The sequence below is a fragment of the Lentibacillus halophilus genome (genome assembly GCF_039522485.1).
Classification (GTDB): Bacteria; Bacillota; Bacilli; order Bacillales; family Amphibacillaceae; genus Lentibacillus; species Lentibacillus halophilus.
The window spans coordinates 1-17,991 of the sequence record NZ_BAAADM010000046.1 but is presented as its reverse complement, the minus strand read 5'-3'; the positions used below and the strand labels follow the sequence as shown (position 1 = coordinate 17,991).

22 protein-coding genes are annotated in these 17,991 nt (G+C 42.8%); 16 read left to right on the top strand and 6 right to left on the bottom strand.

All coding sequences use genetic code 11. The features are described from left to right. Positions 1–85 precede the first annotated feature (85 nt). From ABDZ72_RS09115 to ABDZ72_RS09105, 3 genes are all read left to right on the top strand, one after another. Complete coding sequence (locus ABDZ72_RS09115) at positions 86–946, top strand: ComEC/Rec2 family competence protein (RefSeq protein ID WP_343752505.1); 861 nt, start codon at positions 86–88, stop codon at positions 944–946. A gap of 67 nt (positions 947–1,013) precedes the next feature. Further along, positions 1,014–1,862, top strand: a complete 849-nt coding sequence (locus tag ABDZ72_RS09110) for an SPFH domain-containing protein (RefSeq protein WP_343752504.1) — start codon at positions 1,014–1,016, stop codon at positions 1,860–1,862. 15 nt (positions 1,863–1,877) lie between these two features. After that, positions 1,878–2,057 carry a type II toxin-antitoxin system antitoxin gene (locus tag ABDZ72_RS09105; protein WP_343752503.1) on the top strand — a complete coding sequence of 60 codons (180 nt, stop codon included), beginning with the start codon at positions 1,878–1,880 and terminating at the stop codon, positions 2,055–2,057. A gap of 125 nt (positions 2,058–2,182) precedes the next feature. Here ABDZ72_RS09105 and ABDZ72_RS09100 read toward each other — a convergent pair whose 3' ends face one another. Continuing rightward, on the bottom strand, positions 2,183–2,599 hold the full coding sequence (locus ABDZ72_RS09100; RefSeq protein WP_343752502.1) for a helix-turn-helix domain-containing protein: 417 nt from the start codon (positions 2,597–2,599) through the stop codon (positions 2,183–2,185). Positions 2,600–2,707: 108 nt separating this feature from the next. On the opposite strand from ABDZ72_RS09100, the gene ABDZ72_RS09095 reads away from it, so the two are divergent. Then, complete coding sequence (locus tag ABDZ72_RS09095; RefSeq protein ID WP_343752501.1) at positions 2,708–2,911, top strand: hypothetical protein; 204 nt, start codon at positions 2,708–2,710, stop codon at positions 2,909–2,911. 279 nt (positions 2,912–3,190) lie between these two features. Here ABDZ72_RS09095 and ABDZ72_RS09090 read toward each other — a convergent pair whose 3' ends face one another. Continuing rightward, positions 3,191–4,078: a TIGR01777 family oxidoreductase gene (locus ABDZ72_RS09090; protein ID WP_343752500.1), complete on the bottom strand. Its 888-nt coding sequence runs from the start codon at positions 4,076–4,078 to the stop codon at positions 3,191–3,193. Between the two features lie 51 nt (positions 4,079–4,129). Here ABDZ72_RS09090 and recX point away from each other — a divergent pair, with 51 nt between their 5' ends. Continuing rightward, positions 4,130–4,942 (top strand): recombination regulator RecX, encoded by an 813-nt coding sequence (gene recX, locus ABDZ72_RS09085; protein ID WP_343752499.1) that lies wholly within the window; start codon positions 4,130–4,132, stop codon positions 4,940–4,942. A 46-nt stretch (positions 4,943–4,988) separates the two neighbouring features. Here recX and ABDZ72_RS09080 read toward each other — a convergent pair whose 3' ends face one another. Continuing rightward, positions 4,989–5,648, bottom strand: a complete 660-nt coding sequence (locus ABDZ72_RS09080) for an SDR family NAD(P)-dependent oxidoreductase (RefSeq protein WP_343752498.1) — start codon at positions 5,646–5,648, stop codon at positions 4,989–4,991. Between the two features lie 91 nt (positions 5,649–5,739). Here ABDZ72_RS09080 and ABDZ72_RS09075 point away from each other — a divergent pair, with 91 nt between their 5' ends. Further along, positions 5,740–6,075: a YfhH family protein gene (locus ABDZ72_RS09075; RefSeq protein ID WP_343752496.1), complete on the top strand. Its 336-nt coding sequence runs from the start codon at positions 5,740–5,742 to the stop codon at positions 6,073–6,075. Between the two features lie 87 nt (positions 6,076–6,162). Here the strand turns inward: ABDZ72_RS09075 and ABDZ72_RS09070 are convergent, their stop codons facing one another. After that, positions 6,163–7,149 (bottom strand): metal-dependent hydrolase, encoded by a 987-nt coding sequence (locus tag ABDZ72_RS09070; protein ID WP_343752495.1) that lies wholly within the window; start codon positions 7,147–7,149, stop codon positions 6,163–6,165. Between the two features lie 146 nt (positions 7,150–7,295). Between ABDZ72_RS09070 and mutY the strand changes: the two genes are divergently transcribed. From mutY to ABDZ72_RS09050, 4 genes are all read left to right on the top strand, one after another. After that, on the top strand, positions 7,296–8,366 hold the full coding sequence (gene mutY, locus ABDZ72_RS09065; RefSeq protein WP_343752494.1) for an A/G-specific adenine glycosylase: 1,071 nt from the start codon (positions 7,296–7,298) through the stop codon (positions 8,364–8,366). A gap of 160 nt (positions 8,367–8,526) precedes the next feature. Then, positions 8,527–8,703 carry a gamma-type small acid-soluble spore protein gene (locus ABDZ72_RS09060; protein WP_343752493.1) on the top strand — a complete coding sequence of 59 codons (177 nt, stop codon included), beginning with the start codon at positions 8,527–8,529 and terminating at the stop codon, positions 8,701–8,703. A 126-nt stretch (positions 8,704–8,829) separates the two neighbouring features. After that, complete coding sequence (ntdP, locus tag ABDZ72_RS09055) at positions 8,830–9,357, top strand: nucleoside tri-diphosphate phosphatase (RefSeq protein WP_343752492.1); 528 nt, start codon at positions 8,830–8,832, stop codon at positions 9,355–9,357. A 105-nt stretch (positions 9,358–9,462) separates the two neighbouring features. Continuing rightward, positions 9,463–11,214 carry an ABC transporter ATP-binding protein gene (locus tag ABDZ72_RS09050; RefSeq protein WP_343752491.1) on the top strand — a complete coding sequence of 584 codons (1,752 nt, stop codon included), beginning with the start codon at positions 9,463–9,465 and terminating at the stop codon, positions 11,212–11,214. A gap of 103 nt (positions 11,215–11,317) precedes the next feature. Here ABDZ72_RS09050 and ABDZ72_RS09045 read toward each other — a convergent pair whose 3' ends face one another. Continuing rightward, positions 11,318–12,613 (bottom strand): glutamate-1-semialdehyde 2,1-aminomutase, encoded by a 1,296-nt coding sequence (locus ABDZ72_RS09045; protein ID WP_343752490.1) that lies wholly within the window; start codon positions 12,611–12,613, stop codon positions 11,318–11,320. Between the two features lie 142 nt (positions 12,614–12,755). Between ABDZ72_RS09045 and ABDZ72_RS09040 the strand changes: the two genes are divergently transcribed. The 5 genes from ABDZ72_RS09040 (at position 12,756) to perR (ending at position 16,008) form a co-directional block, all read left to right on the top strand. After that, complete coding sequence (locus ABDZ72_RS09040; protein ID WP_343752488.1) at positions 12,756–13,238, top strand: potassium channel family protein; 483 nt, start codon at positions 12,756–12,758, stop codon at positions 13,236–13,238. 32 nt (positions 13,239–13,270) lie between these two features. Further along, a complete protein-coding gene (gene bcp / locus ABDZ72_RS09035) occupies positions 13,271–13,738 on the top strand; it encodes a thioredoxin-dependent thiol peroxidase (RefSeq protein WP_343752487.1) in 468 nt (155 codons plus the stop codon). Positions 13,739–13,865: 127 nt separating this feature from the next. Next, entirely contained in the window at positions 13,866–14,816 is a 951-nt protein-coding gene (locus ABDZ72_RS09030) for a D-2-hydroxyacid dehydrogenase (protein WP_343752486.1), read from the top strand. Between the two features lie 2 nt (positions 14,817–14,818). Further along, positions 14,819–15,379, top strand: a complete 561-nt coding sequence (locus ABDZ72_RS09025; protein ID WP_343752485.1) for a cob(I)yrinic acid a,c-diamide adenosyltransferase — start codon at positions 14,819–14,821, stop codon at positions 15,377–15,379. Between the two features lie 179 nt (positions 15,380–15,558). After that, positions 15,559–16,008, top strand: a complete 450-nt coding sequence (gene perR / locus ABDZ72_RS09020; protein WP_425542369.1) for a peroxide-responsive transcriptional repressor PerR — start codon at positions 15,559–15,561, stop codon at positions 16,006–16,008. Between the two features lie 113 nt (positions 16,009–16,121). On the opposite strand, the gene ABDZ72_RS09015 is transcribed toward perR, so the two are convergent. Continuing rightward, positions 16,122–16,508 carry a DUF2614 family zinc ribbon-containing protein gene (locus tag ABDZ72_RS09015; RefSeq protein ID WP_343752483.1) on the bottom strand — a complete coding sequence of 129 codons (387 nt, stop codon included), beginning with the start codon at positions 16,506–16,508 and terminating at the stop codon, positions 16,122–16,124. Between the two features lie 129 nt (positions 16,509–16,637). Here ABDZ72_RS09015 and ABDZ72_RS09010 point away from each other — a divergent pair, with 129 nt between their 5' ends. Continuing rightward, positions 16,638–17,504 (top strand): nucleotidyltransferase-like protein, encoded by an 867-nt coding sequence (locus ABDZ72_RS09010; protein ID WP_343752482.1) that lies wholly within the window; start codon positions 16,638–16,640, stop codon positions 17,502–17,504. The last annotated feature ends 487 nt before the right edge of the window (positions 17,505–17,991 follow it).

Here is a 17,991-nt window from a genome sequence, read left to right as displayed (position 1 = left end):
TAAAAATCTTATATGACTGCGTTGGTTATATAATACGCAAATCGTGAAAAAATAAACGAAACAGCTATTAAAGGATGCCTCTATCATGCAGCGAAACGTATTCATGATCATTGTTATTATCGTGTCAACGATAACCATACCTATCCCTTTGCACGCACAAGAATCAGATTTGGATGTCCATTTCATTGATGTGGGTCAGGGAGATAGTATACTGATTGAAACGCCATCCGGTAAAAACATTCTCATAGATGGTGGGCGTCCCAAAGCCGGCAAAAAGGTCGTGACCTTCCTAAAGAAACAAGGTGTCGGCAAAATCGACTTAATGGTTGCAACCCACCCGGACATTGATCATATTGGCGGACTGATTACGGTTATGAAAACATTTGAAGTCAAGCGAATGTTGGATATCGGGAAAATAAATTCAACCAAAACCTATGCTAGATACGTCAGCCAAATCATCAGACAGCAAATTCCCATCGAAATTGCCGAACGGGATGATCTTATAAAAGTCGATTCGGAGCTGAAAGTCCGCATTTTAAACAGCCATACCGGATCGAAAACAGCAAATCAATCATCTATTGTTATGAAAATGACATTCGAGGAAACTGACTTTCTGCTTATGAGTGATGTGGAAAAAAAGCAGGAAAAAAAATTAATGAAAAACTATAATCTCGATTCAGACATATTAAAAGTAGCGCATCACGGTTCCCATACAAGCACAGGATTAAAATTTTTGCGTGAGGTGACACCAGAAGCAGCCATTCTCACTTATGGTCAAAAAAATAAGTTCGGCCATCCGGTGGACCGTGTTATGGACAACTTACGCAAAGTGAATACAGCTATTTACCCGACGGCGATGTTTGGAACCATCACGATTCGCACTGATGAAAAAGGATTTGTCATTATAAACGAAAAAAGCCCGACTAACTGGTTAGAGACCGGTTGATCAAGCATTTACAAAAATAGACAAATCTGATATCATTTTTATATTAAAAATGGAAAGGTGTGTCGGGATGGTTCGTGAAAAAGAAGCGTGGATGATGAATGGGTTTGTGGGGATTTTGGCTATTATAGTTCTGCTCGTTGTTACGGTTTTGAGTTTTTTTGAGACGTTTTTTATTCTGGGTGCTATCAGTTTGATCATTGCCATTGTACTAGCCAGTGGTATAACACTCATTCAGCCGAATCAGTCTGTGGTTGTTATTTTCTTGGGGCGATACATGGGAAGTATCCGTCGGGAAGGTATGGTCATTACTGTACCCTTCTCTTTAAGGCGGACGGTTTCGTTGCGCGTCCGGAATTTTAACAGTAAACTTCTTAAAGTCAATGATGTGAATGGCAATCCGATTGAAATCGCTGCTGTCACCGTGTTTAAAGTGGTCGATGCTGCCAAAGCTGTTTTTGATGTGGAGAATTACGAAAGCTTTGTCGAAATTCAGAGTGAGACAGCGGTTCGTGCTGTTGCCACGAATTACCCCTATGATACCTTTACAGAGGACGAAATGTCGCTGCGTGGCAATGCGGATGAAGTGTCCCATCAACTGGCCAAAGAACTGCAGGAACGACTGACGGTTGCAGGGGTTGAAGTGATGGAAACCCGCTTGACACATCTTGCGTATTCAACCGAAATCGCCCAAGCGATGCTGCAACGTCAGCAGGCAAGTGCCATTATAGCGGCACGAAAACAAATCGTCGACGGGGCTGTTGGCATGGTGGCGGATGCCATTGCACAGCTGGAGAAAGATGGCGTGGTTGATTTGGATGAAGAGCGGCGTGCGACCATGGTCAATAATTTGATGGTATCGATTGTTTCTGACAATGGTACACAGCCGGTTATCAATACGGGATCTCTGTACCAATAATGAATGAGGGTTTGGATGGCTAAAAAAAAGAATTTCCCATTAAGAATCGATCCGAAACTGTACGACATTTTACAAACGTGGGCGAAAGATGAATTTCGGAGCGTTAATAGCCACGTGGAGTTTTTATTGCGGGAATCGGCCAAACAAGCAGGCCGCCTCCCTGAATCACAAGATAAAAAAATAGGCGAAGATTAGAGAACCCCCGCACATAATAAACGTACGGGGGTTCTCTGCGTGTGTTGAATTTTAATAGCAAAAATCATTTCACCGGCATGAACGTACTGTGGTTATCGTCATTTATCGTTGAGAGCATTAATCGATTACATTCGTTCCAGCTCATCAATGAAGGTTCCGAGCATATTATGTACGGAATGCTGTTTCTGGACAGGCAAGGTTCGCATTCGAAACAAGTATTGTTTTAATCGGGGATTTTCCATTATATATTGAACAAGCTCCACAGCTTCTTCATCGAATGATTCTGTTTTTGAGCTGTACATGCGCTTGAAGTCTCTCAACAAATCGTCCCGAAAAGAATGATGTCCGACAAGATGATCAATCGTCACTCCAAAAAGGTTACTCAGTTTCAACAATGATTCCAAATCCGGGGTGACTTTGTGCGACTCCCAGCGAATAATGACGTAACGGGAAATGTGGAGCTGATCAGCCAGATATTCCTGTGTCCATCCATTCTGTTCGCGTAAATATTTAATATTATAAGCAATCTTTTCCAAATTCATAGTATCACACTCTATAACATGATGAACCAATAGTCCACATCATGGTGGATACATAAATCCTATCATGATTGAGAGGCGGAAAAGTCTGGTGGAGACGTGGTAAGCTGCTTGCTTTTGTATCATCAAACGGTGACATGCCTAACAAAAGTAATGATCCTTCGGGCTATGTTTTATGAAGAAGACTTTGAAATTGAGATTCTATTGGAAAATACCGTGATTATTTATGTCTGGAATATTGGAAAAAAACAAATTTGGCAGGCTGCACTGGAATTTGAAACAGCTCGTATACGAGTGGGATACGGGTTTGGGTAAGTACAAAAATGACGTAAGAACAAAGGCATATGAGGTATTAAGTTATACACAGGATTATGAACATAATTAAGGTGCGCCGTATAAGTCATCAACAAACTTGTACACATTATCCACAGAATTACCGATATTCACCCACATAAACATTGTGTATAATTCGAACTGATACATACCTATTCATGGCATTAATCCACAGTTGCACACAAGTTTGTGGATAAATTGTGTATAAAACAAACAAGGGAGTCACAAAACACCATGTGACTCCCTTGTTAAGAGGCCTGGTTATGCTTCTGTTTCCCGCAGTGCTTCTTCCAGGTGTGGATAGGAAAAGTGGTATCCATGTATTTCAGCTTTTGACGGCAGCACGTATTGTCCATGCGTGATCAACATGCTCATGTCACCAAGTATGGTGCGAATGGCTGGCGCGGGAGTCGGTAGCCAATAGGGACGTCGCATCACATGGGCAAGTGTACTCGAGAAATCCTTATTGCGTTTGGGATTCGGAGCTGTAACATTGATCGGACCATTAATGGATGTGTTTTCCAAACAAAATTGAATCATGCCGACGACATCGTCTATATGAACCCAGGATAGCCATTGATCACCGCTGCCAATTTTCCCACCGGCAAATAATCGGACCGGAAGCTTCATAAGTGGCAGAGATCCTTCTTGGCCAAGCACAATCCCAAACCTGGTATATACTGTGCGTATGCCAAGCTGCTCTGCTTGCTTCGCGGTTTCCTCCCATTCATGAACCACCCCGGCGAGAAAATCGTCGCCCGGTTGATCCGTTGCTTCGGTAAAAATCATCTTTTGTGACGTTCCGTAAAACCCAACCGCCGAACCGTTAATAAAAACGTCAGGCTTTTGTTCCATTTGTCCCATCATGTGGATAACGTTTTGCGTCGTGTTGATACGGCTCTTGTGGATGGCCGCTTTTTTCGCTTTGGTCCAGTAACCGAACAGGGAATCACCAGCAAGATTAATAACAGCGTGAATAATCGGCAATTTATCCACAGGGTTGTCATAGTTGATAAAAGACACCATCATCGTATTTGTGTGCTTATCCGGAGATCTAGAGACAATATAGACAGCGTGTCCCTTACGTGTTAATGCTTCGGTTAAATGTCGTCCGACAAAACCAGTTCCCCCGGCAATTAGAATATTCAAATCCATCACCCCATTCATGATATAATATGTCGGGAAAGGAGAGAGACACTCTTGGCGAAAATTTCCCGTATTACGACGCAAAAAAAACATACAGACCGTTATAATATTTTTCTGGACGATGGGCAAAAGGAGACGTATGGCTTCAGTGTTCATGAATCAGTACTGGTCGAACACCGTCTGCATAAAGACATGGAATTGAGTGAAGCACTCATGACAACACTCATCAAACAAGATACGTTCCATAAAGCCTATTCCCTAGCAATCCATTATTTAAGCTACCGGATGCGGACAAAACAAGAAATCCGGGACTATCTGGCAAGAAAGGAAACCGATGATGATCATATCGATGCCATTATGGAAAAACTTGAATCCCATGGTTTGACAGATGACAAGCAGTTCGCTGATGCGTTTGTCCGTACCCGTATGAACACGTCCAACAAAGGGCCCGGGCTTCTGAGGCAGGAACTGTTGGAAAAAGGGGTGGAAGGTGCCATTGCATTAGATGCCGTCGGTCAATATACGTATGAACAGCAATTCGACAAAGCTATGAAACTGGCAACGAAAAAGCGGAAGACCACTGGCAGTAAATCGTTTAGCAGCCAGCTCCTCCAGCTTAAGGGAACGCTGATTCAAAAAGGATTTTCCCACGATGTTGCTCACGACGTCATAAGTGAAATTCAGGATGACAAAGACGATGACGCTGAATGGCAGGCACTGGTAACGCAAGGTGAAAAACTGCTCAACAAGCATCGAATCAAGCTGGACGGGTTCGCCCTTCGTAATAAAATGAAGGAAGCGTTATATCGAAAAGGTTTTACAATTGATATGATTAATCAATTTATCGAGCAGGAACTGGACGGATGAACGATGATGATTCAGCTGCATAAAAAAGCGTCTGCCCTGTCTTATGTTATGAGTCAATCGTGATGTCTTTTCTGCCGTTATCTTCATTAAAAATTTGTCTGGCAACAACATTCGGGTCTTTTAAACGTGACGGGTCGTCCACATGGCTGGAGTTATTCCAGAATGGTGTGTTCATGCCGCCCACGTAAACTGCTGTAATGGCGATCGGGTCATTTTTCCATTCGTTTTGCAGGCTTTCCGTGAAGCCTTTAATCGCAAATTCACTGGCACTGTAAATGGATTCATGATTTTTTCCGGTCAGTCCGGCAGTGGAGATAATCGACAGAATACGACCTTGGCTGGCGCGAATGAGCGGCAATGCTGATTGAACACACAAAATGGTGCCTTTCACATTCGTTTTCAACGTTTTGTCGATATCATTAATGGTGTAATTTTCAACAGGTCCGAAAAGACCGATGCCCGCATTGTTAATCAATATATCCAGCTCACCGATCTGCTGAAAAGCAATGCTGACGGATGCAGGTTCCTGCACATCGCAAAGGATTACTTCCGCATGTCCGCCTTGTCTGATAATTTCAGTCCTGACTAAGTGTAAATTGGTATCGTTGCGACCCAGCAAAAACACTTTGCAGCCGTTCGTGCTGTATTTTAGGGCTAGCGCCCGTCCCAAACCGCTTCCGGCTCCGGAAATGGCTACTGTTGTCATGTTTTTTCCCCTCCTTGAGCAAAGTGTTATTATTTTTATTTTGCTGGATAATTGCTAAAATGTAAACTGAAAATGGAAGGAGAATACGTAAATGGATGTACGATATAGTGATTATACAATTGAACAGCTGCGTGCGGAAGTTGGGAGACTGAAAGAGAAAGCGCAAAAAGCAGAACAATTTGGAAATATAAGTGAAGTGGCGATTAATGAACGGAAAATGCAAATGGCCTTGGCGTATATGCTGAATCCGGATGACTTTAAGCCATACCACGTTTATGAATTACAAGGAGATCCGGGTCATTCTTTTAAAATTAATTATATTAATGGTGTGTTCGCGTGGGGGCATCGGGTTAATTTGCTGAATGACGTATATGAAAAGGAAGAGGCATTACCGATTTCCCTGCTTGGAGACGAGGTGACGGAATAAACGTCCGCAGCATTGGAAAACAAATGAAAAACCGGCCATACAGCCGGTTTTTCAGTCGTCATCCTCTGAAGAAGATGACCGATCGTTTCAAACGGGATAGTCACCAACGTCCAGTTTGTTCTGTAGTTTTTGTTCGGAAAAAATCCATCCTGTATAGGAATTTAAGACACGCGAGTTATCATCAATTTGTACGACGGCAACAAATGGATAGCGTTCATTGGACCGGTAGCGCAGATCAATAAAGCGAACTTCTGTATAGTCGTCATACTCATTGACCTCCCATCGATATACCGGGGAAAATGACAGGAAAGCCGCAATGTTTTTATCATTTTGGGCTAGCCGGAAGAGTTGAGTGTCCGGCAGTGGAATCCGTTTGAACTCATCGAGTATTTCAATATGGCCATCCTGCACGGTCCCGACGTAAAAGTCGTTTGTCGTGGTGATGGCAACCCGCCAATGGTTTTGTTTAATGGTGGGTGATGTGACAATTTGTATGCTGTCCGGAAAGTGATCCTGAATTTTTTTGACAATTTCCCGTTTATCCATATACCGCTTCACATAGTACAAAATAATGACCGCATAAATGATGGCCCAAGTATAACCGGGATTGGACCCGAGCAGCCACGCAACGATTCCGCCGATGTGAAGAAGAAAAATGTATGGATCGAATGTGTTGATGGCACCGTGAGCCACCCATTTTCTTGTAAAAGGTCGATACGCTTGGGTTCCATATGCGTTGGGGATATCGACAAGGACATGCAATACGACAGCCAGCGCTGTCCACGCCCATAAGTGAAGCAGGCTGACACTAGGTGTAAACAAATGAATGATGCTTGCGAGAACGATTCCCCACATGATCACAGCGGGAATGGAATGGGTAACGCCGCGATGATGCCTTATATACGTCGCATTATTTTTAAGCTTTAAAACAGTGTCAAAATCAGGGGCATGGGAGCCTATGATGGTTCCAGCCAATACAGCCTGAAATAGTATAGGATCTTGCTGCACGGTGGGGTCTAATGTTGCCAGACCGCCCAGCGCCACTCCCATGACGATATGGGTTGCTGTGTCCATGAGCGGCAGCCCTCCTTGTTCTGCGTCGGAATAGCAAGTACGTTCGATGTATGGAAAAATTGATAACTGACATATCATTCAGTGGGGATTCTTTTCATCCCCTTGGTCAAGGAATATTTTAATTGTAACATAGAGGATGTATCAAAATGACTGATAAAACTTTACTATATTTTAACATATCCGGTTTTCAAAAAGCATTGATTGAATGGTATCGCGCCAATAAACGGGATCTGCCGTGGCATGCAGACAGGGATCCATATAAGATTTGGGTTTCAGAAATTATGTTGCAGCAGACTCAAGTCGATACCGTTATTCCTTATTTTCAACGGTTTATGTCGAAATATCCGACGGTCCAGGATTTAGCAGAGGCGGACCAACAGGATGTGTTAAAAACGTGGGAAGGTCTGGGATATTATTCCCGTGCCCGTCATCTGCAAAACGCTGTTCGTGATATTGTCACAAATTATAATGGCAGAGTTCCAGATGATCCGAAAGAATTGGGATCGCTGCAAGGTATTGGACCATACACAAAAGGAGCTATTTTGTCGATTGCATTTCATCAACCCATACCTGCTGTGGACGGAAATGTCATGCGTGTTTTGGCACGCATCCTTAATCTGGACGATAATATAGCCAAATCAGGAACCAAAAAGAAAATGGAACAATATGTCGAACCCCTTATTTCTCACGAGGATCCATCGTCCTTTAACCAAGGAATGATGGAACTGGGAGCCCTTGTATGCACACCGAAAGAACCGTTGTGCATGTTCTGCCCGGTGCAGGAGTATTGTCGCAGCTTTCATGCAGGCACCCAACACGAATTGCCTGTCAAATCCAAACAAAAAAGCAAGAAAACCATTCCTTATGTTGTGCTTCTTATTCAAAATGGCAATGGTGAATATGTGATTGAAAAGCGCCCCGATCATGGATTGCTTGCCAACATGTGGCAATTTCCCATGGTACCGATGAATGATGTTGGATATGATCATATTGAGCAATGGTTCCGTATGGAGTATGGTATGGACTTGACACTGCATAGGAAAAAAGGGGCACAGAGTCATGTGTTCTCGCATCGTATTTGGCAGATGGAAGCGTACACGGCTTCAACAGGCGATTTGCAAACAGCAGATAAACGGATTCAATTTATCAGCCATCAAGCGCTGAGTGACTACCCGATTCCTGTACCACATCAAAAAATGATGGCATATATGGATTAATGTAGGAACCAGGAGCCTGTCCAAAATTTTTTATATTATATGCGGCGATTCGGTTGTTCATTCGATTCCATCTGATTCCTCCGACAGTTAATTTTAACAATATGATTGACGGATAGTACGTTCAGTTACGGGCAAATTAATGGACGTGGAGGTGATACAAATGGCTCAAAATCAACAGCCAAACAAAACGGTTTCTGGCACAAACGTACAGCAAGTAAAAAAGCAGAATCAAAAAGCACAACAAGGACAAAGCCAGTACGGTACTGAATTTGCTTCCGAGACGGACGTACAGGAAGTAAAGAAACAAAATCAACAATCTCAGCAGAAGAAAAAATAACGCAGCCACCCCCCAAATTTTTAGAGCTTCCTTTTCAGGGAGCTCTTTTTTCATATCTCTTTCTTATATGTTGCATGAAACGTATAATAGGGCATAGCAATGGAACGGAATGAAGGAGCGATATGGATGGACGGACCTCACGCAGGAGAAACAATACAGATACATAGCTATAAGCATAATGGTCAATTGCATCGAGTTTGGGAACAGACGCTTGTATTAAAAAGTACAGATATGGTTGTCATTGGGGCTAATGACAAGACAACCGTACGAGAGGGTGATGGGCGCTCATGGATAACGAGAGAACCTGCTATTTGTTATTTTCACTCGAATTATTGGTTTAACGTGATCGGTATGTTGCGAACAGACGGCGTTTATTATTATTGCAATATCAGCTCCCCTTTTGTTTATGATACCGAAGCATTGAAATACATTGATTATGACCTTGATGTCAAAGTGTATCCGGACATGACGTTCGATTTATTGGATGAGGATGAGTATGCTGAACATAAGGAGCAAATGAATTATCCCGTTGTCCTGGATCGCATTCTTAAACGAAATGTTGACCATTTATTACGGTGGATCCGGCAACGGCATGGGCCATTTGATCCCGATTTCATCGATCAATGGTATGAACGATATTTAACCTACCGTTGATGAGTTCAATTGATTGAACAACATTGATTAAGGACTTATAATGCATGAATGGCCTAGTTACGATGGCAGCAAGGTTTTAACCATAGATGTAAGGAATTGACGTGTATGAGCAATATTAAACAATATTTGCAGTTTGTATGGCCCTATAAGTGGAAGATTTTGATTACCGTTCTCGTTGGTATTGTAAAGTTTGGCATTCCCCTTCTTATGCCGCTCATTTTGAGATATGTTATTGACAACATTATCAATGCGGAAAATATGACGGATGCAGCTAAGCTAGAACAATTGTTCTGGCTCATGGGCGGAGCGTTTGTTATATTTATTATCGTACGTCCGCCGGTTGAATACTTTCGACAATATTTGGCGCAATGGATAGGTAACACAATCCTTTATGACATCAGGGATAAACTGTTTGACCACATACAAAAATTGAGTCTCAGGTTCTATTCTCAGACAAAAACCGGCGAAATTATTTCCCGGGTAATACATGATGTCGAACAAACGAAAACATTTGTCGTAACTGGACTAATGAATGTTTGGCTGGATATGATCACAATTTTGATTGCTGTCGGTATCATGCTTACAATGGATGTTAGTCTAACCATTGTCGCCATTATTTTGTTTCCATTTTACGGCTTTTCGGTCAAGTTTTTTTACGGAAAACTCAGGCGTCTGACACGAGAACGCTCCCAGTCACTGGCTGAAGTACAAGGGCATTTGCATGAACGTGTGCAGGGCATTCCAGTGACGAGAAGCTTTGCACTTGAAGATTATGAACAGGATCAATTCGATTCACGAAATGAAAATTTCCTGCAAAAAGCATTAAATCATACCGATTGGAACGCAAAGACATTCGCAGTTATGAACACGATTACCGATTTGGCGCCATTATTAGTAATCGCGTTCGGCGGGTATCAAGTGATCAACGGACATATCTCCGTTGGTGACATGAGTGCATTCGTCCTCTTTATGGAAAGGGTGTATAGTCCGCTTCGCAGGTTGATTAGTTCGTCCACGGTATTGACACAATCCGTGGCCTCAATTGATCGTGTCTTTGACTTAATGAATGAATCGTATGATATTGTCGATAAACCGAATGCTGAAAAGCTTGACACGGTTGAAGGTCAAATTGATGTGGATCATGTATCATTTAAGTACGAAGACGAAGATGCTGATGTATTAAAAGATATATCCCTTCATATTAAGAGCGGTGAAACGATAGCCTTCGTCGGTATCAGTGGCGGTGGGAAATCAACACTTGTGAGCCTGATTCCCCGATTTTATGATGTGAGCAGCGGCTCCATTAAAGTGGATGGAACCGATATTCGTGACGTGCAGGCACGTTCGTTGCGTAACAATGTTGGGATGGTTTTACAAGACAACATCCTTTTTAGTGAATCAATTGCTATGAATATCCGCATGGGGAATCCTGATGCAACCGATGATGACGTTGTCACTGCAGCAAAAGCAGCCAATGCGCATACGTTTATCAAAGAGCTTCAGGATGGCTATGACACACAGGTTGGCGAACGTGGAGTCAAGCTCTCCGGTGGTCAGAAACAGCGTATTGCGATTGCCCGCGTGTTCTTGAAAAATCCGCCAATTTTGATTTTTGATGAGGCAACATCCGCCCTTGATCTGGAAAGTGAGCATATTATCCAGGAAGCTCTCGAGCGGCTTGCCTCGGACCGGACGACCTTTATTGTGGCACACCGGCTGGCAACGATCACCCATGCTGACCGGATTGTCGTCATTGAAGAAGGTGAAATCAAGGAAATGGGCTCTCATTCGGAATTGATGGGCCAAAAAGGTCATTATTATAATTTGTATCAGGTTCAGAATTTGGATGACCAATGATAAGGACACACAAGACAAATGTATGAAATCAAAAAATCCGAACGATGATTCGTCTTGAATCAGTTCGGATTTTTCTTGTTGTAACGCATTGACGATGTTACGTTTATCTTTTTGCCATGGCCCTGAATGCTTTCCCAGCTGCTTCAATCGTCTGATCAATATCGCTTTCGGTATGTTCGGTCGTAAGAAACCACGCCTCAAATTTAGAAGGAGCCAGATTGATCCCCTGCTCCAGCATTAGATGGAAAAATTGTGAAAAGGCTTCACCGTTACTGGCGTCAGCCTGTTCGTAATTTTCAACCGTTTCATCACCGAAATAAACGGTCAACGCTCCACATTTCCTATTTATGGAAACAGGAATCTTTGACTCGGATGCTTTATCCAATAGACCGTTTTCCAAGCGCTCACCAAGCCGATCAAGTTCGTCGTAAACGCCATCTTCCTGGAGTACTTCCAGACAGGCGATACCAGCCGCAATGGATGCAGGATTCCCGGACATGGTTCCTGCTTGATAGGCTGCACCGAGCGGGGCGACGTGCTCCATGATGTCCGCCCGACCACCATAAGCACCAATCGGCAGCCCGCCGCCAATAATTTTACCCATTGCTGTCATGTCCGGCTCGACGCCGTATAGCTGCTGTGCGTTGCCATAAGTGAAGCGGAAGGACGTAATGACTTCATCGTAAATAACTAAAGACCCGGCATCATGCGCTACCGTGTTGATCCCTTCCAGGAATCCTTCTTTTGGCTCCACGATGCCAAAGTTGCCGACAAGTGGTTCAACGAGGACGGCAGCAATCTGGTCGCCCCAGTGCTCCATCGCCTGTTTGAACGATGCCAAGTCGTTGAATGGAATGGTGATGACATTTTCAGCAACTGTCTCAGGAATGCCCGCAGAGTCTGGTGTTCCCAGCGTCGCCGGCCCGGAACCAGCTTCCACCAGAACGGAGTCAAAATGACCGTGATAGCATCCGGAAAATTTAATGACCTTATCCCTTCCTGTATAAGCACGAGCGACCCGAACCGTTGTCATGACAGCTTCTGTGCCGGAATTGACAAACCGAATTTTTTCCAGGGACGGGATGGCCTCTTTCAACATTTTAGCAAACGTGTTTTCCAGTTTCGTCGGTGTCCCGTACAGAACACCGTTATATGCTGCGTGACTGATGGCCTCAGCAATATGCGGGTGAGCGTGTCCAGTAATGATAGGTCCGTACGCACCCAAAAAATCAATATACTTATTGCCATCAACATCCCAAAAATAAGCCCCTTTTCCTTGTTTCATGTAAACCGGTGTGCCGCCTCCAACACCTTTGTAAGCCCGTGATGGGGAGTTTACACCGCCGACAATATGGTCTTTGGCTTCATTGTGCAGCTTTTTTGATGTAGTAAAATTCATTGAAAATGCCTCCTCCTACATGACTTCCCCTCGCATGCATCAAATGGTTGGAAAAGTCATGCTATCTGTCTAACCACTCCACTATATCAAACATAAGAAACAAGTGGCATCATACGCAATTTGAAATTGGAAGCAATTTAAAATGTGTTTAAGCATAGAATATGGACAGGCGGGGGATATTATGGATATTATTTCGTGGATTATGATGATAGCCGTTATTATAATTATTGCAGGCAGTATAGGTGCCTTTATTCACAGTGGAAAGCTCCGCAATATGCGTGACAGCCGCTTTTCAGCAGAGGTTTTTTATACGCTTCTCATTATTTACTTGATTGTCATTGTCGGTTTTGCGCTCATTTATTTTGTGTTATCGATGAATCATGTTTTGTTAGTTGAGAACGGAGAGTTGAGGGAAGTCAGTGTCATCGGATCCCTCGTTCATTCCGTTTATTTCAGTGGAGTCACGCTTCTGACAATCGGGTATGGTGACATTGCGCCGGTTGGTATTGGACGTTTGATCGCACTGATACAGGCATTAATCGGCTATATTTTACCAGCGGCGTTCGTTTTAAAATTAGTGCAGTCTAATCATAAAGATGGAGACAGGCATTCGGATATGCTATAATAAAAAAACAGAGTCTTTTGAGGAGGGTTAGAATGAGTACAGAGGTAGGCAAACAAGCACCGGATTTCACACTTCCAGATCAAAATGGAAATAAAGTAAGTTTATCTGACTTCAGAGGAAAACATGTTGTCCTCTATTTTTACCCGAAAGACATGACCCCGGGTTGTACGAATGAAGCCTGTGACTTCCGAGATGCTGAGGAGTCGTTCAGTGAACTGGATGCGGTTATCATCGGTGTAAGCCCGGATGCGGAAGAAAGCCATCAAAAATTCATCGATAAGCATGATTTGCCGTTCACACTGCTGGCGGATGAAGATCATCAAGCAGCAAAGGCTTACGACGTGTGGAAGTTGAAGGAGAACTTTGGCAATGAATTTCACGGCATGGAACGGTCCACGTTTATTATTGATAAGGAAGGCCAATTACAAAAAGAATTCCGTGATGTGAAAGTGGACGGCCATGTTGACGAAGCTCTCAACTTTTTGCGTGAAAACAGCTGAATTAAAAAAGGCAGTCCAGCAGGGGCTGTCTTTTTTATTCAGAGGGTAATAAAGGGTTATGTATGAATGGCGTTCTTAGCCAAAACCATTTACGATAGACATAGTTGCAAGGCAGAGGAGGATCCTGATGGTTATTTTGTCATCGGCAAAAATTTCGGAAAAGCATCGGATGAGACTTCGCGAGCATTACCCGGATGAAACATTTATTTTTTGCACAAATATGGATGAAGCGAAACCAAATATAGACCGAGCAGACATTTTAGTAACCTACGGAGAAGATGTGACAGCTGAGTTAATTGATGAGGCTGCACAGCTGCAATGGATAATGGTGCTCTCGGCGGGAATAGAAGCCATGCCGCTTGCCGCGATCCAGGAGCGGGGGATCTTTGTAACGAATGCAAGCGGGATCCATGGAGTGCCTATGGCTGAATATGCTATGTCCATGTTGCTGCAGGTCCTCCGCCAGCAAGAACAGATAATGGCGAATGAATCTGTACATAAGTGGGACCGGTCCGTACGAATGGATGAATTGGCCGGAAAGACACTTGTCATTGCAGGCACAGGAGCGATCGGGCAGGAGGTGGCCCGTCTGGCTCAAGCATTTCGTATGTCGGTCTATGGTGTATCAAGAAGCGGCCGGGATGTGGATTATTTTGACCGAAATGTCACGAATGACCAACTTGGAGATTTGTTGTCCACTGCGGATGTTGTCGTTTCCGTTTTGCCCAGCACCCCGGAGACACAAGGTTTTTTTACATATGAACAGTTCCAACGAATGCCGGATCATGTCATCTTTTTGAACATGGGACGAGGGGATGCTGTTCCTGAAGAAGATATGTTGAAAGCACTTCAGGAAAGTGAAATTGCCCATGCCGTTCTGGACGTGTTTGACCAGGAACCATTGCCGGAGGACCACTCATTCTGGGAAATGGATAATGTGACGGTTACACCCCATATATCTGGTGTCTCACCGCATTATCAAAAGCGAGCTCTGGCCATATTTGAAGAAAATCTGCAACGGTATCGGGAAAAACAGCAGAACTTTGTAAACATGATTGATGTCAATAGGGGGTATTAATGATGCGCATTTATACTAAAAAGGGTGATAAAGGGCAGACGTCGCTTATTTCAGGCAAACGTGTCGCGAAAAATGATCTTCGCGTGGAAGCATATGGAACGTGTGATGAAGCTAATTCCATGATCGGTCTGGCAATCAGTTTTCTTTCGGATGAAAATCGGTTGGAGAAGGAAGCCTTTTTGAATAAAATGCACCGGGTTCAGACCATTTTGTTTCATGTCGGTGCTGAATTGGCGACACCGGATGATAAAGACGTAACATGGGAATTGAAGAACGATCATATTCAGGAGTTGGAGGACCAGATGGATGCATGGGATGAAGAGCTGACGCCATTGCGCAACTTCATCCTCCCGTCCGGACATAGAGCGTCGAGCGCGTTGCATACAGCAAGAACCATTATACGACGAGCAGAACGTCAAGTTATCACATTAAATGAACAGGAGAACGTCAATCCATTGGTCGTGACTTATTTAAATCGATTGTCTGACTTTTTGTTTGTTGCCGCCCGCTATATCAATCGAATCCAGAATGTTGACGAAATACCTTTGAAAGCTGATTTGTAGACATTGCAAGGCGTAGTTATTCCTTTATGATGAATACTCATTTTTCGTGGGTTAATATTATCGTCACATTTATAATATACGTATATTGACAGAACAGTGCTTATACAGGTACACTTTAATTATAAGAATTATAATATAAGAATATTATCAAACGCCGAATATATGGGAAAGTGGGGTGCATGACGGTGTCTGACGAAAGATTACAGGAAGCCATTAATACACTTAAGGAATCTGGCGTGCGTATAACACCACAACGTCATGCGGTTCTTGAATACCTTCTTCATTCAACGATTCATCCAACAGCTGATGATATTTATAAAGCCCTTGAAAGTAAATTTCCGAACATGAGTGTCGCTACTGTTTACAATAACTTGCGCGTACTTCGGGAAACGGGGCTTGTCCGAGAGTTGACATATGGTGATTCATCAAGCCGTTATGACTACAATTCAAGCGAGCATTATCATATTATCTGTGAAACGTGCGGAAAAATCGTGGATTTTCATTATCCGACCTTGGATGAAGTGGAGTCTCTCGCGGAGAAGATGACCGGATTTAATGTTACGCACCATCGAATGGAAATTTACGGTAAATGTGAAAACTGTCAACATGCTACTACAGCGAAACAGTAATCATGCAAAAAATCCAGCCTTTTTAAGCAGGGCTGGATTTTTTCTTCAGGGTCAGCAATATTTTGTTATGTTCAAAGTTGCCTGAGCGAATCCTATTTTCCTTATTCACGTTGTTACTCCTCGTTGTCGGCTTTTGCTTGTCTACGAAACTTTCGGTTGTTGTATCGTTCATCAAATATTTTTCCTTCCAAATCTTTATCAAGGGTTAGCGGTTGTTTGCAATGCATGCACGCATCAACACGACCGAGCATTTTTGTTCGCTTCTCACAGCTCGGACATACAATGGGAACAGCCCTGGTGGATAGCATGCCGATCCACAAATAAATCACGCAACTTAATAAAATGAACATAAGTCCCAGCAAAAATAATGCGAGCATCAGCCATTCGATTTTTTTAGCCAGGATCCCTCCATACATAACAGCAAATCCGACAAAAATCAGAATAAGAGCAAATGAGCGGATTTTGTTTATTTTACTGGTATAAGCCAGTTTGCCAGCCATTGCTATGACCTCCTTAACGTCCTTCATAAGGTAGTATAGCATATTTTAAAGGATTTTTTGATCCGGAAAAAAGGATTTTACATCATCATAACGAAATAGACAGTATTCACGTTTATGGAGGATCAAGCAATGGAAAAGTTATTCAAACCGATATACGAAGAATACGTAAACCATGTCGATACATTAGGGGTTATTTTAATAGAAAAAACAAAACCGTACAGTCCGATTACCGCTAATTTTGATGTTATCATACTTGTTATTGTCAAAACGCCGGATAAAGACTGGCATGAAAGACATTATGAATGGCATGATAAGATAGCGGCCACGTTTACTATTTCAGAACTTTCACTGAATAAATGGATTGATACAAACATCAACCGTAAAGTAATTGAATGGATTTTTGCTGGCACGGTAGTGTTCGATCGGGATGATCATATAAAAGCATTAAAAAATCGACTAAGATGTTTTCCATATGAAAAGAGAGATTTACGTAAAACAATGGAGTTTGGTAAGTTGTTAAGAAGCTTCAATGAGGGCAAAGATCTTTATGCATCTGAACAATATAAGGATGCTTTCATTAGAATGGTGCACACTCTACACTATTTAGCAAGACTTGCCGTGGTGGAAAACGGATACTATCCGGAAGTGACGTTGTGGAATCAGGTGAAACGGATCGATCCGGAAATATATAAATTGTATGACGAGTTGATGGAAAGCGATGAATCGATTGCGAAGCGTATACAGTTGATGATCCTGGCTTCCGATGTGGCGATCAGTAAAAGAGCAACGGTTTCCGCGAAGCATCTTTTGGATATCATTAATGAAAAAAATGATGCATGGGCTTATGATGAACTTAAGACTCATCCGGAAATCGCTCCGTACGCCATGAATTTGACCGCAATATTGTCTTATCTAACGAAAAAGAATATATTAAAAACAGAAAAAGGGAAAACAAAGGTTGCCGATGTATACAAGCGAAAATATCGGATAACGTGAAGATATGAATGATTGGAAACGTATGTGATCCGAGCATAAATGGCAACTGTATATTGTATTGAATGGCCACTTTTCGCTATACCGTGCTTGCGATAAAAAAGTTATTGACGCATGATTTTACGCATGGTATATTAAATCTTGTCGCAAAAATTCCTTTTGAATTGAACCGACAAAAATTCATTTAAAATTATCCCTTGTTTAATTGAGGGAGCCATGTTATATTAGTGAGCGTCGCTTTAAAGGCGATGCACACTTCTTTCCGAAAAAAGTACAAAAAAGTTATTGACTTTAATCTTGGAAGATGGTACACTTCCTTAGTCGCCATTTGAGAGGCGGCAGGAAATAAACATTCGTTGCTCCTTGAAAACTGAACAAAACAGCCAGTATGACAGATGGATGTCATAGGCAGGAAGTCGGAATGCTGATGTGTATATCAGCTGGATGGCTTACCCCTTGAAATCCACAAAATAAGCGAAGCCAATGAACG